The following is a 14,947-nucleotide window of genomic DNA, read 5'->3' on the forward strand; positions in this document are numbered from 1 at the left end:
GATTTGGGTAACCAAATATTCTTATCCCTATGAAAAAAAGCCTGATTTTAACAGGCTGCATTGTGCTTTGTGCAGTCCTGTTTTCCTGTAAGAAGGAGCTCCGGTCCAATTCCGGATTAAACGCAAACGAAGAAACAATTGTCCGGGCCAACGAATCGGTCAGTATCTGGATGACGACAACAGATAAAAGTAAATTACTGCAAACACAAAATAACGTAACTTTTGCAGCAGATGCAGGAACAAACCCCAATACCATTACCGTTGATGAAAATGTAAGCTATCAGGGAATTGATGGTTTTGGTTTTACATTGACCGGAGCAAGTGCTACACTAATCAATAATCTTGGTGCTGCACAAAAGAATAGCCTGCTGCAGGAGTTATTTTCTACCTCTGGAAATAACATTGGAATTAGTTATTTAAGGATTACCATCGGAGCGTCTGATTTAAGTGCAAGCCCTTTTACTTACAATGAAGTTGCTGCGGGACAGACCGATAATAACCTCAATAATTTCAGTATCAGTCAGGAGATGACGGACCTGATTCCGGTATTGAAAAGTATTCTTGCCATCAACCCGTCAATTAAAATTCTAGGCAGCCCCTGGACGGCGCCAAGGTGGATGAAAACCAATGGTAGTTATGTTGGGGGAAGCCTGAATACGGCATATTACGATGCTTATGCCAGATATTTTGTGAAATATATTCAGGCAATGCAGGCGCAGGGAATTACCATTGATGCCATTACCCCTCAAAATGAACCTTTAAATCCATACAATAATCCTAGTATGCTCATGCAGGCCTCAGAACAGGCTTCATTCATCAAAAATAACCTGGGACCTCAGTTTAGTGCCAATAACATCAATACCAAAATTATCTCTTACGACCACAATGCTGACCGCCCTGATTACCCGATTGCAATATTAAACGATGCTGCTGCAAGGAATTACGTAGATGGTTCTGCATTTCATCTGTATGGGGGGAATATCAGTGCCCTATCGGAAGTGCATAATGCGTACCCCAATAAAAACATTTACTTCACAGAACAGTGGGTGGGTGGACCCAGCAATTTTGCAGGTGACCTGCAATGGCATATTAACACCCTTATTATCGGTGCAACGAGGAACTGGAGCCGAAATGTCCTGGAATGGAATCTGGCTGCAGATCAAAATTACGGACCTCATACCAATGGGGGCTGTAGCACATGTGAAGGTGCATTAACTATTAATGGAAGTGCTGTATCTAGAAATGTCTCTTATTATATTATTGCCCATGCTTCGAAATTTGCAAGGCCCGGAGCAACAAGAATCAGCTCCAATATTGCCGGTAGTTTTCAAAATGTAGCCTTTAAAAATGCAGATGGCACTAAAGTCCTCATCGTTTCTAACAGCGGATCTGGCAGTGGCACCTTTAAAGTAAAATGGGGAAGCCAATCTTTTAGTTATACCCTTCCTGCCGGTGCCGTAGCTACTTTTAAATGGTCGGGATCCGTTACAGGGAATCCCGGAACAGCCCCGATAGGGCAGGTGATTTCTCTAAGGGGATTAAACAACCAGTTTGTTAGTGGTGAAAATGGAACGGCTGTAATGTGGTGTAACAGGGCTAGTGCCGGCGACTGGGAGAAATTTACAGTAGTAGATGCGGGGGGAGGAAAAATAGCATTGAGAAGTATGAATAAATATGTTTCTTCAGAAAACGGGGCCTCGCCTTTAACCTGTAACAGGACAAGTATTGGCGACTGGGAGAAATTCGACTGGATTGTCAATGCTGATGGAAAGATTTCACTTCGTGGCAATAATAGTCTCTATGTCTCTTCCGAAAATGGCGCAAATGCGATGACCTGTAACAGAGCTGCAATCTCGGGATGGGAAGCATTCAGCTTAAATTAATCATAATCTAAATTAATCATCAAACCCTAAAAAAATGAAAAAAGTAAACCTGATGATCTGCCTGCTGGCAGTTTCACAAATTCTATCTGCCTGTAAAAAGGATCTTAAATCTGCCGCGGCAACGAATGATCAGCTCACCGCCCCAAGGGCTTTAACATATCAGCAGGTATGGTCGGATGAATTCGATGGAAATGCGGTGAACACAAATAACTGGAGTTTTGAAACCGGTGGTGGTGGATGGGGAAACAATGAAAAACAATTTTACCAGGCAGAGAACGCTACAGTGTCTGGTGGCAATCTGATCATTACTGCAAGGAAACAAAGCGTTGGCGGATTGCCCTATACTTCCGCAAGATTGATCAGCAGAGGTAAACGGGAATTTAAATATGGACGTTTTGAAGCCAGAATTAAACTGCCTCAGGGGCAGGGGCAATGGCCTGCATTCTGGATGTTGGGTGCTAATATTGGAACAAATCCCTGGCCGAAATGTGGTGAGATCGACATCATGGAGAATACGAATACCTCCAATGCCGTATTAGGAACCATGCATTGGTTTAACACGGCGTATACCTACTATGGAGGCAATACCAATACTACACCTACAGATTTTCATGTATACAGGGTAGACTGGACGCCAAGTTCAATTACCTGGTTCGTGGACAATGTACAATTTCATGTGGCGAATATTCAGAACAATATTAATGGAACAGAGGAATTTCATGATCCTTTCTTTCTGTTATTGAACCTGGCAATAGGAGGAAACCTTCCCGGACAAAACATTGATGAAAGCAGATTGCCTGCGAATATGTATGTAGATTATGTAAAGGTATACCAGCTTACAGAGGGATCCTCTAATGCACCTATCGGACAGACGATTTCTCTTAAAGGAATAAATAACCTGTTTGTAAGCGGACTAAATGGAACCGCTCCTATGCTGTGTGACCGTGCCACTTCACAGGATTGGGAGAAGTTTACCATTGTAGATGCCGGTGGAGGTAAAGTGGCTTTAAGGAGCATGAACAAATATGTGTCTTCAGAAAACGGTGCTGCACCGATTACCTGTAACAGAACAACGATAGGAGATTGGGAAAAATTTGACTGGATCGTGAATGCGGACGGAAAAATATCACTCAGAGGTAATAATGGCAGGTACATTTCTTCCGAAAACGGGACTACTGCAATGACCTGTAACAGAACCACAATTTCCGGATGGGAAGCATTTAGTTTGTAGCAAGGACGGTATGAAAAGACATCTGATCACTTTCTTTTTTGCATTGTGCTGCTTTTCAGTAGTTGGACAGCCGGTTCATGAACACAAAAAGAGATGGTTGATTGCTTTTTATAGTGGTTATACTTCCGAAAATTTTCAATGGTCCATTGCTGGTAACAGTAATGGACAAAATCCAAATGTTTTATCTGAAGTTAAATGGGCAAAACTAAAAGGACCCGGTATGGGACTGGATATGGAGTTAGATGTCTGGTCCCATATTTTCGTTAGAGCTGGTTATCACCTGAGTTTTATACGCAGTGGAACTGCAACAGATAACGATTATGCTGCAGACAATAGAAGCCAGCCAACTTATCATGCCCTTTTGAAAAGTAATGAGGGGAATACTTATCGTTATTCAGCAGCGTTGGCTTATGATTTTAAACTCCATAAAATATGGATTATGGTGCCGTATGTGGGGTATGCAATAAGTAAACAGTCGCTGTCATTAAAGAGTTTTGAAGAAGAAAAAGGAGAACAGAAGCTAAATAGTAGTTATGAATCCAGGTGGGCTGGGCCGGTTATTGGTGTTGACCTTGATGTGGCGGTGGGGCGGAGGATCAGTCTGAATGCCGGATTCAACTATAAACAACTCAACTATACGGGATCCGCAAACTGGAACCTGATCGATGCCTTTAAACATCCCCTAAGTTTCCGGCATAGGGCTAAAGGTTTCGAAAATCAGACGCTGCTGCGGCTGAACCTAAAAATTAATGCCCTATTTTCTGCTCATATAAAGGCAGAATATAGCTACGCCGAAACAGGTATTGGTGTAGATCAGCTTTTTCTCGCAGATGGACAGGAGCGGGAATCCCGCTTCAATGGGGCAATAAGAACTGTCAGAGCACTTGGGGCAGGAATTATTTTTAGCCCCAAATGAACATTACCTGGCATTTTGACGTAAAATAGATTCCAGCAGCAGGCTTGATTCCTGTTCTGGATTAATGAGGTCCTGAAGGGAAACCTTGTCCAATAACTGATCTACAGTAAACTGAATCATTTGCCATAACGAGCGAACAGAACAATCTATAGAGTTGGTGCAGAGTTTTACCGCTCCCGGGTATTCCTCGCAAAAAGCTTTGTTGAACAATGCGCCACCCAATACTTTCAGGACCTTATTGATATTGATCTGATCAGCAGGTTGCGCAAGTATATAACCGCCTTTATAACCCGGTGTGCTATTGATGTATCCTGATATGCGAAGCATTCTGGTCAGTTTTGCAACGTATGCTGTGGAAAGCCCCTCAGCTTCACTGAGTGCAGGAATACTAATGCCTTCTTCATTCCCATGCCTGGCAATCCGTAGGAGTACCCTTAAGCCATATTCTTCCTGAGCTGTAATTTTCATTGTTATTTATTTATCTTCTTAAGCGGTAGCCAATTCAATTCTTTTTCAGGGGATGGCTACATCATTCCCAATTCCAGTCTTGCAGCCTCAGACATCATGTCCTTATTCCATGGTGGTGTCCAGGTAACTTCTACGGATACTTCATTTACCCCCTCGATCTGCCTTACTTTCTGTTCTACTTCTACAGGAATATCCTGCGCCGCAGGACAACCCGGGGCCGTAAGGGTCATAACAATCTGCACGTTGTTAAACGGAGTCATCACTTCCGTTTCGTAAATTAACCCAAGCTCGTATATGCTTACCGGTATTTCAGGATCATATATAGTTTGCAGGCAGTCGATTACTTTTTGTTTTAATTCCTCTTTGTCCATGATCTATTTCTTTTCTAATCCCTGGATAGTCTGATAAGCCAGGGCATAGTTTTTCATTTGCTTTATCATTGCCAGTAGTCCATTAGAGCGGGTCTGTGCCAGGTGTGTCATCATCCCTATTTCTCTTATAAAATCCAGCTTCGCTTCCAGAATTTCTTCAGGACGATGTCCGGATAATACTTTGATGAGCATACTAACCAGGCCTTTGACGATCACCGCGTCACTGTCTGCTTTAAAAAATATACGCCCATTATCCTGAGTGGCAACCAACCAAACGGTAGACTGGCAACCTTTGATCTTATTGTCTGTTACCTTATATTCTTCCTCCAGCGCAGGAAGTTTCTTTCCCAGATCAATAATGTATTCATATTTATCTTCCCAGCTGTCAAACAGGGCAAAATCTTCTATAATCTCTTTTTCTATTTCAAGAATTGACTGTTGACTCATCAGGATAACATTTTAATGGATTTGTACATACCTGCGATCAGGATATCTATTTCTTCTTTCGTGTTATAAAGGGCAAAAGAGGCCCTCACAGTGCCTGGAATGCCAAAACGTTTCATCAATGGCTGGGTACAATGGTGCCCTGTTCTGACAGCAATCCCTAGATTGTCCAGCAAAATACCCATGTCCTGAGGGTGAATACCTTTGACGATAAAAGAAACGAGACTTACCTTCTCTCTGGCTTTTCCAATAATGGTTAAGCCGGGAATGCCTTCCAGTTGTGCAGTGGCATAAGTCAGTAACTCATTCTCGTGTTTTCTAATAGCGGCTTTACCTATCGTCTGAATAAAGTCCAGTGCCGTTTTTAAAGCAATAGTATCTGCAATATTCGGTGTGCCCGCCTCATACTTATAAGGAAGGTCGTTGTAAGTTGTTTCTTCGAAAGTGACCTCCTTAATCATCTCTCCTCCACCATGAAATACCGGCATGCTTTCCAGCAATTCTTTTTTTCCATAAAGCACTCCGATTCCGGTAGGAGCATATATTTTATGACCAGAGAACGCAAAAAAGTCGCAATCCAAAGCCTGAACATCAATGTCTAGGTGTACTGCAGACTGTGCTCCATCTACCAATACTTTTGCACCTACCGCATGTGCGGCATCAATCATTTCTTTTACAGAATTAACCGTTCCCAAGGCATTAGAAACCTGAACAATGGAAACCAGCTTGGTCTTCTCTGTTAACAGATTTTTGTAGTCCTCTATAGAGATTTCCCCCTCATCGCTAACCGGAATCACCTTTAATACCGCATTCTTCTCCTGACAAAGGATTTGCCATGGGACGATATTCGAATGGTGTTCCATTCCGGAGATCAGGATTTCATCACCAGCTTTAATATACTGACGACCCCAGGTATAGGCCACAAGATTGATTCCTTCTGTCGTCCCTCTGCTGAAGATAATTTCTTCCGCCGATGCTGCTCCAATAAACTCCTGTACTGCAGAACGTGTGGCCTCATAGGCCAATGTTGCTTCTTCAGCGAGGGTATGGATGCCGCGGTGAATGTTTGCGTTATAGCGGCTATAATAATCACTCAGCGCATCAATTACGCATTGTGGCTTTTGGGAGGTCGCTGCATTGTCCAAATAAACCAATGGTTTATCATTTACCGTTCTGCTGAGAATAGGAAACTGGGACCTGATCGCTTGCAGGTCTAAATCCAGGGATATGGAATCTATCTGTGTCATTTTATGATATAGATAAGTGTTCGTAAATCAATTCTGCTACATGATTGCGCAAGGGTTCCGGTTTAATCTGATCCAGGATATCGGCAGCATAAGCCTCCAATAATAATACCTCTGCGGCTTCCTTTGGAATTCCCCTTGCCCTTAAATAGAACAAAGCATCTTCATCCAGCTGTCCAACCGTACAGCCATGAGAACATTTTACATCATCTGCAAAAATCTCCAGCTGTGGTTTGGTATTGATCGTTGCTTTATCAGATAAAATAATATTTTTATTAGACTGGTAGGCATTTGTTTTCTGGGCATCAGGTTGTACAATAATCCTTCCGCTAAAAACACCGGTCGAACTGTCATCTGCAATCCCCTTGTAAAGCTGGTTACTAAAACAGTTTGGTTGTTTGTTGTCTACCAGTGTATGGTTGTCAACATGGCTATTTCCTTTTAACAGGTATAATCCATATAGGTGTGTTTCATTGCCCTCCGCATCCAATACCAGATTTAGGTTATTGCGGATTACTCCTCCATTCAGGGAAACCACTACAGTATGAACGTGGCTTCTCCCAATCTGGTGAATATGTGTGCTGCTTACCTGACTGGCATTTAATCCGTCGTGTTGGATTTTATAGTATTCAACAAAAGCATTTTCATTCACCACAATTTCCATGACCTCATTGGTGAAACTTTCTGCCGTACCCAGTGTGGTATAGGTTTCCGTTAGCTGTAATTTTGCACTTTCTTCCACATAGATCAGGCTACGGGGTTGAGAAAGTGTGTTTTTTTGCCTTGCATCAGCAATATGGTAGAGGTAAACAGGCCGTACTGTTTGTTGTTTTTTTGGGATGAGAATGAAAACGCCATCTTGTATAAAAGAGGTGTTTAAGGCATGAATGCCATCCTTAAGGTATTGACTACTTTGCCCAAGGTGTTCCTTGATCAGCGTTTCATATCCGCCTCTTGCTGCTGCTTCCAAAGGTAAAATAACAAGTTGTGAAGCAGCATCACGGATAGTCGATAAATCCGGAGCAAAACGCCCGTTTACGAAAACCAGCTCATTGGCTTGTTCATAACCTTTTAAACGAAGACCATCTATATCGGATAGGCTTAAAGCCTGTGGATTGGTGGCAAACTGATAGTCTTTCTCAAATAAGCTACTGATATTGGTATATTTCCATTCTTCCAACTTTAAAGTTGGTAAACCTGCATGATTAAAGGTGCTGAAACCGGCTGTTCTCAGGTCAGTTATGGCGTTTGCCGGACCAGAATCCTGAAGCTGCTCAAATTGATCCTTAAAATAATTTACATTCGTCATTATCTTTCTTTTTTGATGATGATCGGTTTACAGACTGGCTGCTAAATCTGCTTCATCGGTAATAAAATCGTACCCTTTTTCTTCCAGCTCCAAAGCCAGTTCTTTCGTTCCGGATTTTACAATTTTTCCGTTGTAAAGAACATGTACAAAGTCGGGCTGAATATAATCCAGCAGGCGTTGATAATGGGTGATGAGCAATATGGCACGGTTTTCATTTCTCAGTTTGTTGATGCCGTTTGCCACGATACGTAAAGCATCAATGTCCAGTCCGGAATCTGTTTCGTCAAGGATGGCCAGTTTAGGTTCCAACATAGCCATCTGGAAAACTTCATTTCTTTTCTTTTCTCCACCGGAAAAGCCTTCATTGATAGAGCGGCTCAACAATGACTGGTCAATCTCTACCAAAGCCATTTTTTGTTTCATCATTTTTAAGAAAGCAACCGCATCTAAAGGCTCTTCGCCCTGATACTTGCGTTTCTCATTTACAGCAGCTTTAATGAAATTTGTTGTGCTTACTCCAGGAATCTCTACAGGATACTGGAAGGCCAGAAATAGACCCTCACGTGCCCTGTCCTCAGTAGAAAGCTCCAACAGGTCTTTTTCCAGGAAGGTCACTTCACCTTCAGTTACTTCATATTCTTCTCTTCCTGCAAGTACGGAGGCAAGGGTGCTTTTGCCGGAACCGTTGGGCCCCATAATGGCATGAACTTCACCCGCTTTAATGTCGAGATTAATTCCTTTCAGGATTTCCTTACCTTCAATATTTGCGTGTATATTTTTGATTGATAACATGATCTTATAAAATTTATATGGGTACTTTTAACTATCCTACACTGCCTTCCATACTGATGGCAAGTAGTTTTTGCGCCTCTATGGCAAATTCCATAGGCAACTGATTCATTACTTCTTTTGCAAAGCCATTGACAATCAGGGCTACAGCAGTTTCTGCGTCAATACCACGTTGTCTGCAATAGAACAACTGATCTTCCCCGATCTTTGAGGTTGTTGCTTCATGTTCTACAATGGCAGTTTTGTTTTTTACTTCTATATATGGGAAGGTATGGGCACCACATTTGTCGCCCAACAGGAGGGAGTCACATTGCGAGTAATTTCGTGCATTGGTTGCTCCTTTACTGGCACGAACCAAACCGCGGTAGCTATTCTGACTTTGTCCGGCCGAAATACCTTTGGAAACAATCCTGCTGCGGGTATTTTTCCCCAGATGAATCATTTTAGTTCCTGTATCTGCCTGTTGATGGTGGTTGGTAAAGGCTACGGAATAAAATTCTCCGATTGAGTAGTCGCCTTTCAGGATTACACTTGGATATTTCCAGGTAATTGCTGACCCTGTTTCTACCTGTGTCCAGGAAATCTTAGAATGATCACCCTGACACATTCCTCGTTTGGTAACGAAATTATAGATCCCGCCCTGGCCATCTTTATCACCAGGATACCAGTTTTGAACCGTAGAGTATTTAATTTCGGCCTTTTTCATCGCTACAAGTTCTACTACTGCAGCATGCAACTGGTTTTCATCCCTCATCGGGGCAGTACAACCTTCCAGATAACTGACATAACTCTCTTCTTCCGCAATGATTAAAGTCCGTTCAAACTGTCCTGAGTTTTCTGCATTGATACGGAAATAAGTAGAAAGCTCCATCGGACAACGTACGCCCTTAGGAATGTAACAGAAAGATCCATCCGTAAATACTGCAGAGTTTAATGCGGAAAAGTAATTGTCTGTCATCGGCACGACAGAGCCCAGATATTTTTTTACCAGATCAGGATGTTTTTGAATGGCTTCGCTGATGGAGCAAAAAATAACACCTATTTCTAAAAGCTGTTCCTTAAAAGAGGTGGCAATAGAAACGCTGTCCATCACTACATCCACTGCTACACCGGTTAGCCTCTTTTGTTCATTCAATGAAATTCCCAACTTTTCAAATGTGCGCAGCAATTCAGGATCTACTTCATCCAGACTATTGAGCTGTTCTTTCTTCTTAGGTGCAGCATAATAAATGATATCCTGATAATTAATGGGTGGATATTTGACATTGGGCCATTTGGGCTCCTCCATCTTTAGCCAGTGTGCATAGGCTTTGAGACGCCAGTTCAGCATCCATTCCGGCTCATTTTTCTTTTTCGAAATGAGGGCTATAACCGCCTCATTCAGCCCTTTGGGAATAATATCCGTATCAATATCTGTAACAAAACCGTACTTGTAATCATTTAGTGCGGTTTGCTCGAGCATATTTAAATCTTCATTCATGATATCGGTCTTTTAACTATTATAATCGCAATAATTTACCATGCAAAGATAAGGCTCTTTCACTGTTTATACAAAATAGTATAAACAGTGAATTGTAAGATTTATCATAGAATTCAGACCAGGGTATTGAATTTCGATGCGATATGATTCCTTGCATGTTTTTGAAATTCTTCCGGAGATTGTCCGGTTTGTTTCCTGAAGAAACGGCTAAAGTAAGGGCGGTCGGTAAAATTCAGGTCGTATGCAATTTGTTTTAAAGAATACTCACTATGAATAATTTTTCTTTTCGCTTCCAATATGATTCTGTCATGAATCAATTGCACACTGGTTTTATTGAGTTTTTCTTTAAGTACCTGGTTCAGGCGTTTCGAGCTGAGGTTTAAGGCAGCCGCATAGAAGTCGGCATTGCGTTCCTGAAGATAATTGTCTTCCAGCAGCAGCATAAATTCATATACTCTTTTCTGATTAAGGTCCTGACTTGTGAAAACATGTTCCTTAATCCGGATTAGTTTCAAAAGAAAGACTTTTAGCATCGCTTTCAGGATAGAAAAATTATTTTGCTGAAGCAGGTATTCCTCTTCCATCAGCACATAAATCTTTTCCAGCTCCCTGGCATTTTCGAGCTGGAGCGGCAGAAAGGAGAATTCTCCCTGAATATTGAAAATTTTAAAGATATCCAGATAAAACTCTTTGTCTTCTTCCCCGAGAAAGTCTCTTTTAAACGACAATAAAACGCCATTTTTTCCAGCCTTATTCAATTGATGTACCCGGTAAGGGGGGATCAGGTAAATCCAGTTTCCCAATTCTTCCCCTTCTTTGGTGGCATGTAAAGGGTATTCATTTTTTAACCAGACAATTTCAAAGAAGTCTTTTCTCCATGGATCATTGAGGTAACTCGGTGGACAGTTTTCCAGATTCCTGATATAAATCAGAGATTTTTCTAAACCAAGTGTGGTATTTTCTTTCATTTCTGATTCAAATATAAGTTATCCTCAATTATCGCATTGGACAATCCGGACATTCAGGTGGATTTATTTCTAAAGCGATTGTTTTTTTTCCAGATAGTCCAATATAATGCGCATAATGTATAAGGATCAGGGGGTATGCTGAAGATACCTTTGTGACTAAAGATCGGGGAAATCATGAAAGAACAGAAATTTTCAACAGCGATCAGGTCGAATATGGACTTGATTTTAAAGGAACAAATCAGCCTGTCTGAAAAGATTGATTATACACAGGTCGCCACATTTATTCCTTACATATATAGTGCAGACCGACTATTTTTAACAGCTGCCGGGCGTTCTGGACTTGCTTTAAAAGCTGCGGCGATGCGGCTAATGCATTTTGGATTGAAAGTATTTGTCGTTGGTGAAATCACAACCCCTGCAATCGGACCAGGTGACCTTTTGATTGTGGCCTCTGGTTCGGGAACAACGGCTTCGATTTTAACTACAGCAGAAAAAGGAATTAAAGCAGGGGCAACAGTGCTTGCATTTTCTACCACTTTGGCTGCTCCTCTGGCAAAATTAGCTTCGCATACCATCATTCTTCCGGCAGCGCAAAAAGAAGATCATGGCAAAAGTATTTCTGTACAATATGCAGGAAGTTTATTTGAGCAGGGCTTGTGGCTGCTAACGGATGCGATCTTTCAAACGATGTGGGAAGAAAAGCCGGTTCCGGCAGAAGAGCTTTGGAAAAGGCATGCGAATCTGGAATAACATACCAGGAATGATAAACTTAAATAGAAATAAAAACAAATCATATTATGGCAAAATTACAAGTAGCAATAGATTTATTGAGCACAACAGAAGCATTGGCATTGGTTGCTAAAATTGCTCCTTATATCGATATTATAGAATTGGGTACTCCATTGATAAAAAAAGAAGGATTGGCAGTGGTTACTGCAATGAAAGCAGCTTATCCTGATAAACTGGTTTTTGCAGATTTAAAAACCATGGATGCAGGAGAACTGGAAGCGGATATCGCATTTAAGGCCGGTGCAGATCTGGTTACTGTTCTTGGAGCAGCAGGTAATGCGACGATTGCAGGTGCAATAAAAGCTGGAAAAGCACATGGTAAAGGTGTGGTTGTAGATACAATTGGTGTTGCTGACCGGGTGAAACGTGCGCAGGAAGCAATTGCGTTGGGCGCGGAGTTTGTAGAATTACATGCAGGTTTAGACGAACAATGGACAGCAGGATATTCTATTCAGGTATTGATTGATGAGGCTGCAGGCGCAGGAGTTCCGGTTTCCATTGCCGGTGGGGTTAATATCGATAATGTAACTGCAGTGATTAAAGCAGGAGCAATCGTTGCTGTAGCAGGTGCCGCAATTTATGGTGCAGAAGATCCTGCAGCTGCTGCGCGGGCTTTACGTGAGGCGATTGATGCTGTTGCATAATTTATAAATTTAATTGTTGAAACTAACCGTCCGTAGAATAATCTTCGGGCGGTTCTGGTAAAATCTTGTTATTTTTATACAGGCGATTGGGCATTGTCAGCTCTTTTTCCTGTCCCTCAAATGAAAGAAAGAGAAAAACCAGTTTTTAACTCCCTGTTAAAGCAATACCTGCATTTTGGATTGCCGGTTGATCAGATTGACGGGAAAATTGATTTTACTATTCATAACCTGCAGGATATTCACCTGGGGCTGCCTTTTAAATCTCCGGTATACCGGGCAAATTTTTTCTCCTTTGTTTTCGTGAAGGATGGCCATGGCAAGTATACTACAGACGATCTTGGTTTCAATACCGTTCCGGGAACCATTTATTTCACAAATCCCGGTCATTATAAATCTTACGAATGGGAGGAGATTAAGGAGGTTTACCTGATTACGTTAAGTGAATCTTTTCTAAAAGAAAATGTTCATCCGGATGTTTTTGAAGAATTTCCCTTTCTGCTGGCAGAAACGGTCTTGCCAAGAGTACTCGATCCGGAATCATTCTCTGAGTTTGAACAGCTTTATCTACAGATCAGGAAAGAATATTTTGCCAGTTCCCCCTACAGAAACAGATTGATTGGTAACCTGTTTGTAGTCCTGCTGCTGAAAATAAAGGAATATTTCTGGAAGGATTATAATCCAATTTATGAGGGGAACAGAAGTTCTCAGATTGTTAAAAATTTCAAAATGATGCTTGAAAAACATTATAGGGATTTAAGCAGTGGGAAGGTAACACAGGTGTTTCGTGTTCAGGAATATGCCAGCGCCCAAAATCTGCATCCCAACTATTTAAGTAATGTGCTGAAGAGTAAAACAGGAAAAGGCATCGGGACCTGGATAACAGAAAAAACAATTGCTGAATCAAAATCATTATTACAGAATTCTTCCACATCAATCAAAGAAATCGCTTATGTTCTTGGCTTTTCGGAAGCTTCGCATTTCAGTAACTACTTTAAAAAGCATACGGGACTTTCTCCTGTTTTATATAGGAAGCAGCAGGATACACCCAAATCTTAGATTTTTATATATGCTCCCGCTTCTTAATTTACCTCAGACGTAAACATATTTTTTTATTTGTATCGTTTTTCGTTCTCCTAACAGGAAAATTGTTAAATTGTTTCTATATTTAAGAATAATGGAAAACTCAATCATTCAGCCTGTTAAGCCCAGGGAACGAACTGCTATTGTCGATGTTCTACGGGGATGGGCGTTGCTTGGAGTAGTCATTGGTAACTATGTAGATTATTTTCAGGTTGGCAGGCCTGTAAAACACTCTCCGGATAAAGTGTCAGATGTTTTAACCCTGGTTAATCAATATTTTTTCGCAGCAAAATCATGGACATTACTGAGTGTATTATTCGGGTATGGTTTTGCCATTTTAATGAATAATATTGCTCAGAAGGGTAAAAATCCGGTTTTGTTCTTTTCCAGGCGGATGTTCTGGCTGTTTGTCATCGCTTTCATAAATTCGGCTTTCTGGTTTGGCGATATCTTAAAAGATTATGCTTTCTTAGGGCTGGTATTATTGCTTTTTTACCAGTCTTCAGCTAAAATAGCTTTCAGGACAGGAATCGTTTTACTGCTGGCCGCTCCATTTGTAGGTGCTTACCTGAATCTTTCTCCTTATAACCATCAGAAAGAAATGGAGAAAATTTTGCCGCTTTTCTACAGTCATAACTGGATTGATATTTTTATAATGAATCTCAAAGGAACTTATGCATTGGAAATTATCAATCCTCAGTATGCCATAACGGTTCACCTCATCATGTTTGCCTGTATGTTGTTTGGTTTTGCGGCACAACGTCTCAACATTTTTGAGCGATTGACAGAATTTAAAAAACAATTAAAAACCTTGTTTTGGATATGCTTAACGTTTGCTCTGCTATTTAATATTGTCTTTAAGATTCCTTTAGTCCATGGACTTACCATTTGGAAATTCTTTAAACCAGGTTACTGGGTGGTATTAAGTACCATGTTCAGTATCATGTCTGGTATTTGTCTGCTGTATATCAATGGTAAATTGAAATCTGTTTTTAATGGACTCCAATTTATGGGTAAAATGACCCTGACGAATTATATGGTGCAGAATGTGATCGCAACATTACTGTTTTTAAATGTAGGCCTTGGATTGTTTAATACCATGCCTTATTGGTTTTATGTATTAATGGCTGTTGTGATTTTTATCGCCCAGATATTTATCAGTAAATGGTGGTTAACCCATTTTAACTATGGTCCAGTAGAATGGATTTGGCGTCAGTTAAGTTATGCCAGGCGTCTGCCGATAAAGAAAGTAAAAGTTATGGGAATCAAAGGATAGTCCATTCTTTTCCTAGTAAAATCCATCCGATTGTTCGTCTTTTTTGTCTTAAATT

Annotated in this window: 15 protein-coding genes; 7 read left to right on the forward strand and 8 right to left on the reverse strand. The window is 41.1% G+C overall.

What is annotated here, in order from left to right:
- Nucleotides 1–29 precede the first annotated feature (29 nt).
- Genes BFS30_RS16315 through BFS30_RS16325 form a run of 3 tightly spaced genes read left to right on the forward strand, consistent with a single transcriptional unit; the run spans nucleotide 30 to nucleotide 4,030 of the window.
- Nucleotides 30–1,883 (forward strand): glycoside hydrolase family 30 beta sandwich domain-containing protein, encoded by a 1,854-nt coding sequence (locus BFS30_RS16315; RefSeq protein ID WP_069380269.1) that lies wholly within the window; start codon nucleotides 30–32, stop codon nucleotides 1,881–1,883.
- Nucleotides 1,884–1,917: 34 nt separating this feature from the next.
- Nucleotides 1,918–3,114, forward strand: a complete 1,197-nt coding sequence (locus BFS30_RS16320; RefSeq protein ID WP_069380270.1) for a family 16 glycosylhydrolase — start codon at nucleotides 1,918–1,920, stop codon at nucleotides 3,112–3,114.
- Nucleotides 3,115–3,124: 10 nt separating this feature from the next.
- Nucleotides 3,125–4,030 (forward strand): hypothetical protein, encoded by a 906-nt coding sequence (locus BFS30_RS16325; RefSeq protein WP_069380271.1) that lies wholly within the window; start codon nucleotides 3,125–3,127, stop codon nucleotides 4,028–4,030.
- A gap of 3 nt (nucleotides 4,031–4,033) precedes the next feature.
- On the opposite strand, the gene BFS30_RS16330 is transcribed toward BFS30_RS16325, so the two are convergent.
- The 8 genes from BFS30_RS16330 to BFS30_RS16365 form a co-directional block, all read right to left on the reverse strand.
- On the reverse strand, nucleotides 4,034–4,498 hold the full coding sequence (locus BFS30_RS16330) for an RrF2 family transcriptional regulator (protein WP_069380272.1): 465 nt from the start codon (nucleotides 4,496–4,498) through the stop codon (nucleotides 4,034–4,036).
- Between the two features lie 56 nt (nucleotides 4,499–4,554).
- Complete coding sequence (locus BFS30_RS16335) at nucleotides 4,555–4,869, reverse strand: iron-sulfur cluster assembly protein (RefSeq protein WP_069380273.1); 315 nt, start codon at nucleotides 4,867–4,869, stop codon at nucleotides 4,555–4,557.
- A gap of 3 nt (nucleotides 4,870–4,872) precedes the next feature.
- A complete protein-coding gene (locus BFS30_RS16340; protein WP_069380274.1) occupies nucleotides 4,873–5,316 on the reverse strand; it encodes a SufE family protein in 444 nt (147 codons plus the stop codon).
- Entirely contained in the window at nucleotides 5,316–6,560 is a 1,245-nt protein-coding gene (locus BFS30_RS16345) for a cysteine desulfurase (protein WP_167353158.1), read from the reverse strand. The genes BFS30_RS16340 and BFS30_RS16345 overlap by 1 nt, the downstream gene beginning before the upstream one ends.
- A 1-nt stretch (nucleotide 6,561) precedes the next feature.
- The gene (gene sufD / locus BFS30_RS16350; protein ID WP_069380275.1) at nucleotides 6,562–7,866 is read right to left on the reverse strand and encodes a Fe-S cluster assembly protein SufD; all 1,305 of its coding nucleotides are present in this window, start codon (nucleotides 7,864–7,866) and stop codon (nucleotides 6,562–6,564) included.
- A 27-nt stretch (nucleotides 7,867–7,893) separates the two neighbouring features.
- On the reverse strand, nucleotides 7,894–8,658 hold the full coding sequence (gene sufC, locus BFS30_RS16355; protein WP_069380276.1) for a Fe-S cluster assembly ATPase SufC: 765 nt from the start codon (nucleotides 8,656–8,658) through the stop codon (nucleotides 7,894–7,896).
- Nucleotides 8,659–8,689: 31 nt separating this feature from the next.
- Nucleotides 8,690–10,135, reverse strand: a complete 1,446-nt coding sequence (gene sufB / locus BFS30_RS16360) for a Fe-S cluster assembly protein SufB (RefSeq protein ID WP_069380277.1) — start codon at nucleotides 10,133–10,135, stop codon at nucleotides 8,690–8,692.
- A 113-nt stretch (nucleotides 10,136–10,248) separates the two neighbouring features.
- Nucleotides 10,249–11,103, reverse strand: coding sequence for a helix-turn-helix domain-containing protein (locus BFS30_RS16365; protein ID WP_069380278.1), 855 nt, complete (start codon nucleotides 11,101–11,103; stop codon nucleotides 10,249–10,251).
- 174 nt (nucleotides 11,104–11,277) lie between these two features.
- On the opposite strand from BFS30_RS16365, the gene hxlB reads away from it, so the two are divergent.
- The 4 genes from hxlB (at nucleotide 11,278) to BFS30_RS16385 (ending at nucleotide 14,892) form a co-directional block, all read left to right on the forward strand.
- On the forward strand, nucleotides 11,278–11,853 hold the full coding sequence (gene hxlB, locus BFS30_RS16370) for a 6-phospho-3-hexuloisomerase (RefSeq protein WP_069380279.1): 576 nt from the start codon (nucleotides 11,278–11,280) through the stop codon (nucleotides 11,851–11,853).
- A 47-nt stretch (nucleotides 11,854–11,900) separates the two neighbouring features.
- Entirely contained in the window at nucleotides 11,901–12,536 is a 636-nt protein-coding gene (hxlA, locus tag BFS30_RS16375) for a 3-hexulose-6-phosphate synthase (RefSeq protein ID WP_069380280.1), read from the forward strand.
- Nucleotides 12,537–12,656: 120 nt separating this feature from the next.
- Nucleotides 12,657–13,592, forward strand: coding sequence for a helix-turn-helix domain-containing protein (locus tag BFS30_RS16380; RefSeq protein WP_069380281.1), 936 nt, complete (start codon nucleotides 12,657–12,659; stop codon nucleotides 13,590–13,592).
- A gap of 118 nt (nucleotides 13,593–13,710) precedes the next feature.
- The gene (locus BFS30_RS16385; protein WP_069380282.1) at nucleotides 13,711–14,892 is read left to right on the forward strand and encodes a DUF418 domain-containing protein; all 1,182 of its coding nucleotides are present in this window, start codon (nucleotides 13,711–13,713) and stop codon (nucleotides 14,890–14,892) included.
- The last annotated feature ends 55 nt before the right edge of the window (nucleotides 14,893–14,947 follow it).

This window comes from Pedobacter steynii, from assembly GCF_001721645.1.
Classification (GTDB): Bacteria; Bacteroidota; Bacteroidia; order Sphingobacteriales; family Sphingobacteriaceae; genus Pedobacter; species Pedobacter steynii_A.